Annotated in this window: 3 protein-coding genes and 1 pseudogene; all 4 read left to right on the top strand. The window is 60.2% G+C overall.

The genetic code is table 11. The annotated features are described in order from the left end of the window. Positions 1-1,203 precede the first annotated feature (1,203 nt). Positions 1,204-1,571 (top strand): annotated as a pseudogene (locus AAAB35_RS22010) (phosphate acyltransferase); the annotation flags it as partial. Positions 1,572-1,819: 248 nt separating this feature from the next. Next, positions 1,820-2,350 carry an L-2-amino-thiazoline-4-carboxylic acid hydrolase gene (locus AAAB35_RS22005; protein WP_113113031.1) on the top strand — a complete coding sequence of 177 codons (531 nt, stop codon included), beginning with the start codon at positions 1,820-1,822 and terminating at the stop codon, positions 2,348-2,350. Beyond that, positions 2,347-3,576: a M20 family metallo-hydrolase gene (locus AAAB35_RS22000; RefSeq protein ID WP_113113032.1), complete on the top strand. Its 1,230-nt coding sequence runs from the start codon at positions 2,347-2,349 to the stop codon at positions 3,574-3,576. Before AAAB35_RS22005 ends, AAAB35_RS22000 begins: the two co-directional genes overlap by 4 nt. A gap of 64 nt (positions 3,577-3,640) precedes the next feature. Continuing rightward, complete coding sequence (locus AAAB35_RS21995; protein ID WP_113113033.1) at positions 3,641-5,218, top strand: aldehyde dehydrogenase (NADP(+)); 1,578 nt, start codon at positions 3,641-3,643, stop codon at positions 5,216-5,218. Positions 5,219-5,338 lie beyond the last annotated feature (120 nt).

The following is a 5,338-nucleotide window of genomic DNA, read 5'->3' as shown; positions in this document are numbered from 1 at the left end:
TACAATATGTATGGCTATACAGGTGTCGCTAAACCTGACAATCCAATTAGTCAACTGAGCTTGAAGCGAATTCCTGCGCGTGCGGCAAATTGACAGCCCACTGATTTGCCGGGCTAGAGCGAGTATTTCCTTTGTATGGCGTCCGTGGGAGGAGACCATACATTGCGGGGGTGTCGACGGATATTCATTTGCAACAGGTTGCCAGCCGATAGGGAGCAATCCACTCGGTTCGGGGTTTTGGGCTACGGGCAGTCGATGGAGCCAGCAGACAGCAATATCCAATTTGGCGGCTGCGCAACCCGAGTTCAGCGGACGCTCGCAAAAATGTTCACCGCGTGCCGCCCGCAGCCGCTGTCTGCCATGTATGACGCCACAACCGGAAGACGCCGCCGGGAGCCGTAGCTTGGAGCTGCATGTGTTTCCGAGCTACGAGGCATAGACCTTGGTTTAGGACAGGGAAACCTTTCGATCACTATCCTGCTCGGAACCCCGGGGGTAGATTGTCTTACGAGATCAATGAGAGAAGACTCTCCGGCGGCAGAGGTTTGGCAATGCACGGATCAACATCAGATACGGCTTTTGACCCCGCGTCCACCTATCCACGTTCTAGCGCTTGGAGCGCGGACGGCGCAGCTGGAACCCCTTCGGCGAATGACTGTTGGTGGGACCCGATGAGGATTGGTCAGTCAACGCACCTAGAGGGAGAACCCCTGTGCCACGACGCCGCGGTTAGGATTAGGGATCAAGCGCTAGAGGAAGCAGCCCAAATAGCGGATCAAGTTGCTGCCGGCAGGGACGAATTGTACCACGCACTCGCGGCTCTGGCCGGGCTGATTGCGGACGAAATCCGGTCGCAAAAACAGGGCAGTTTTTCTAATGTTGCCGGATAGACCCACCGCAGATGAAGCGCAGGCTCCCCTTGGACAAACCTACTGGCTCTTCAAAAGAGCACAAGGATTTGCCCGGCGTCAGTCATTCCGATTTCCGACGTTTCTGCGGGAGCGAGAGCAGAAAGAACACAATCTGCCGCCCAGCCGCAGCAGTCTGAACGCTGCGAAGAATAAGCTCCACGTCGCTTGCGACATTTTGTTCCGCTTCGTGAAAGACCTCTAGATTTGTGTCGTGCAAGTTTGTATGGAGGTTGGCCATACTTGGATGGAACAATTGTCTTTGTCTGGGCGCGCTTGAAAGGATCATCCATCGGCATTTCGATCGCCAGATCTCGAATTTGACCTCGAAATGCATGGCGAAGCGCGACTCTATCACAAACGCTCCGCGACTGGATGTTGCCTGGCTCCCGGCTGAAGGATGAGGCCCAATCTGCTGGTTTTCCCGCACCTCAATGCAGCAAATATCACTCTCAATGTCCTCAAGACGGTGAAGGAGGCGCTGCACGTTGGGCCGATCCTGCCGGGCGCGGCGCGGTCCAGCCCATATTTTGACGCCCTCGGTCACCTCGCGTGGTCAATATGACCGTGTTTGCGGCCGATGAAGCGCATGAAAGCGCCGGCAGAAAGCCAGCGAGAGCGCCAACTGAAGGTCAGAGAGATCGACGAAAAGAGAAATTTTAATCCCGCGCCCACGCCGGCAACGACGGCGGTGAACCTAGAGACTCGCCGATCTATCCCCGCTCCCGAGGGTGGAGCTCTCATTCGACTGCAGGTCGGCCTTGAGGACGCTTCATATCTTATCGAGAACCTGAGTTGGGGGTTTGCGGCAGAGGCGGCCAGTTGACCGCCTCTCGGGCTGCGGGCTCTTGCCGGAGCAGTTCGTGTTTGAAAAAGGCGGCAGCCGTGCTGCCAGATTAGGAGAATAGAACATGACGGATACGACAGACGAACGCGCCAATAGCCGAGCCGCGATGGATGGCGAAATCGGCATCCTTGCGCGCCGTAAGATTGAGGCCGGCATTATCGCGCCGATCTATGAAGAGATGCGGCAACAGATCGGCGAGGAAGCGGCTCAAGGCATTATCGATACCGCCATCCGCAAGGCTGCGATCAAAGCCGGCGAGTATTTTGCGGCAAGGACACCCGGAGGAACGACACTGCGAACGTTTCAGGAACTGCAGGATCTCTGGACGCAGGACGACGCGCTCGTCATCGAGGTCACCAAGGCAACCGACGACGAATTCCATTACGACGTCAAGCGCTGTCGCTACGCCGAGGCCTATCGCGAGATGGGGCTCGGCCATATTGGCCACCTGCTGTCGTGTAACCGCGATGGCGTCTTCTGCACCGGCTACAATCCCCGCATCACGCTGGAGCGTATGCAGACGATCATGGAAGGGGCCTCGCATTGCGACTTCAAGTACCGCATCCATGATGCCCCGCAGGAGAACGCTGAATGACGGCGGCCCTTGCCATCGATGTCGAGCGGCTCTGGTCCGATATCCTTACGACTGCGCGCTTCGGTGCCTTTGGCGAAACCGGCATGAACAGACTCTCGCTAGGCGCGGCGGACGCAGAGGTGCGTCGCTGGTTCGAGGCGGAATGCCGGGCGCTCGGTTGCGTTGTGGAGGTGGACCGCATCGGCAATATGTTCGCGACTTTGCCGGGTGCCAAGCCGGGCCTCCCCGCCATCGCCGTCGGCAGCCATCTAGACACCCAACCGGCGGGTGGGCGTTTCGACGGCATTCTCGGCGTCTTAGCCGGGGTGGAGATCCTGCGGGTTTTAAACGCGTCAGGTCGGAAGCTGCGCCACCCTTTCACCGTCGTCAACTGGACTAACGAGGAGGGCTCCCGCTTTTCTCCCGCCATGATGGGTTCCGGTGTTTTCTGCGGCGTGCATCATATCGCTGACATCTATGCTCGCGCGGATAGGGATGGTGTGACGGTGGGTGCGGCGCTGGAGGTGCTAGGGTATTGCGGCGCGCATAGCCCGGGCCATTTACCGATGGCGGCGTATCTGGAACTCCACATCGAGCAGGGGCCGGTGCTGGAAGCAGGGGGAGGTGCGGTCGGCGTCGTCACCGGAGTCCAAGGGATTTGCTGGCTCGATATCCGCATCCGAGGCACGGAAGCGCATGCCGGTGCTTTTCCGATGTCGCAACGCGACGATGCGCTTGTCGCGGCAGCAAAGGTCGTGCTCGCCACCGAGACTGTCGCCCTGAAGCATCGGCCGGGCGTCGCGACGGTGGGCTACATCCATGCGTCACCCAATTCCCGCAACGTGGTGCCCGGTGAAGTGCACCTCGAAATCGACATTCGCCATCCCGATGAGAGCGGACTTGCCTCGATGCAGGTTGAGTTGACTGAAGAGATCGTGCGGCTCGCACCAGCGGCTGAGGTTTCCATCGTTTGGCGTAACGCGCCGGTCCATTTCGACTCGTCGCTTCGGGGGGTGATCCGTCAGGAGGCGAAAGAGCTCTCACTTCCGGCGTTGGACACGGTCTCTGGTGCAGGTCACGATGCTGCCCATCTGGCATCAAAAGTGCCGACGGCGATGATCTTCATTCCATCGCGCGACGGATTGTCCCACAATGAGCGCGAATATTCCTCCCCGCAGCAATGCGCAGACGGCGCAAACCTGCTCCTGCGGAGCGTGCTTCGCGCCGACGAACTTTTCCATGGCTGATCTGGGAGGGACCGAACGATGCCTTCCCCCTCAAGCAAAGTCAACTTCACGTAAGGAGTCTCCCATGACAGAATCGTTTGCAGTAAAAGGCGACCTGCTGATTGGTGCCGCTTCGTCCGGCGACAATCGTTCCCTCTACGCAATCAACCCCGCGACGGGGGCAAAACTAGAACCGGCCTTCGCGCTTGCTAGCGAAGCGGATGTCGCTCGCGCGTGCGCTCTTGCCGGAGAGGCATTTGACGCCTACCGTTCGGTTGCGCTCAACGCCCGCGCAACCTTCCTGGAAAAGATCGCCGCCAACCTCATGGAAATCGGAGAGGCGCTGATCCAGCGCGCCAACGAAGAAACGGGCCTGCCGTTTCCGCGCCTGGAAGGTGAGCGCGCCCGGACCGTTGCACAGCTGCGGCTCTTCGCTCAGGTGGTTCGCGCCGGAGATTGGCTCGATCTTCGAGTCGACCCGGCGTTGCCGGAGCGTAAGCCATTGCCGCGTCCCGACCTTCGTCTGCGTCAAATTCCGCTGGGCCCGGTAGCAGTCTTCGGTGCCAGTAACTTCCCGCTCGCATTCTCGGTTGCCGGCGGTGACACGGCATCAGCGCTTGCCGCCGGTTGCCCGGTCGTCGTCAAGGGGCACCTTGCCCATCCGGGCACGGGGGAGCTGGTCGCCCGCGCGATTCGCGCTGCCGTCGCCGCCTGCGGCCTGCCAGAAGGCACGTTCTCGTTGCTGAACGGCACGAACGAGACGGGTGCCGCCCTGGTCCGCAATCCCAACATCAAGGCGGTAGGTTTCACTGGCTCACGCGCCGGCGGTATCGCGCTGGGGGCGATCGCGGGCCAACGCGCGGAGCCAATCCCGGTCTATGCCGAAATGAGCAGCATCAATCCGGTCTATCTGATGCCCGCAGCCCTCGCGGGGCGTGCGGAAGCGCTTGGCAAGGCCTTCGTGGACTCGCTGACGCTCGGGGCTGGCCAGTTCTGCACCAATCCAGGTCTGGTCTTCGCAGTCGACGGGCCTGACCTGGAGCGCTTCATCGCGGCTGCGATCGGGACGATCTCCGGGCGCGCGCCGGCTCCCATGCTGACACCTGGGATTCATGCGGCTTTCGACGAGGGAGTTGCCAGACTCGCCAACAGTAAAGGCATCAAGACGGTGGGCCAAGGTTTACCTGGGGAAGGCGTCAATCGCAGCCCGGCCATTTTCTTCGAAACGGACGCAGAGCACTTCCTCGCCGACGAGAGGCTCGCCAACGAAGTCTTCGGCGCTAGCGGGCTGCTCGTGCGTTGCAAGGACGTAGAACACTTGATGGCAGTTACCGAGAGGCTGGAAGGGCAGCTTACCGCGACGCTTCATATGGATACTGACGACTACGCCGACGCGCGCAAGCTTCTGCTCGTGTTGGAACGCAAGGTTGGACGAATACTCGCGAATGGTTGGCCGACGGGCGTCGAAGTCTCTCACGCGATGGTTCATGGCGGTCCATTCCCCGCAACCTCGGACGGCCGCACTACCTCGGTCGGTACACTTGCGATCCGACGCTTTCTTCGCCCAGTTTCCTATCAGGATCTGCCGCCTGAGCTATTGCCGCCGGAATTGAACGAGGTCCTTGAAGGCTTTCCGCACTTGCTGGATGGCCTACGGAGGTAAGGCTGCAGTTGTGAATTAACACATGTGGGCGGCCTTCCCGCTGCCCACATGTGTTGTGTGGGTCGCTCGTACGGGCAAGGAAGCTTGCTCACTCTGGCATTCTTGTATCGGTGCCCCAAA

The organism is Phyllobacterium sp. (assembly GCF_037994425.1).
Taxonomy (GTDB): domain Bacteria; phylum Pseudomonadota; class Alphaproteobacteria; order Rhizobiales; family Rhizobiaceae; genus Phyllobacterium.
This window is presented reverse-complemented; position numbering and strand designations above follow the sequence as displayed.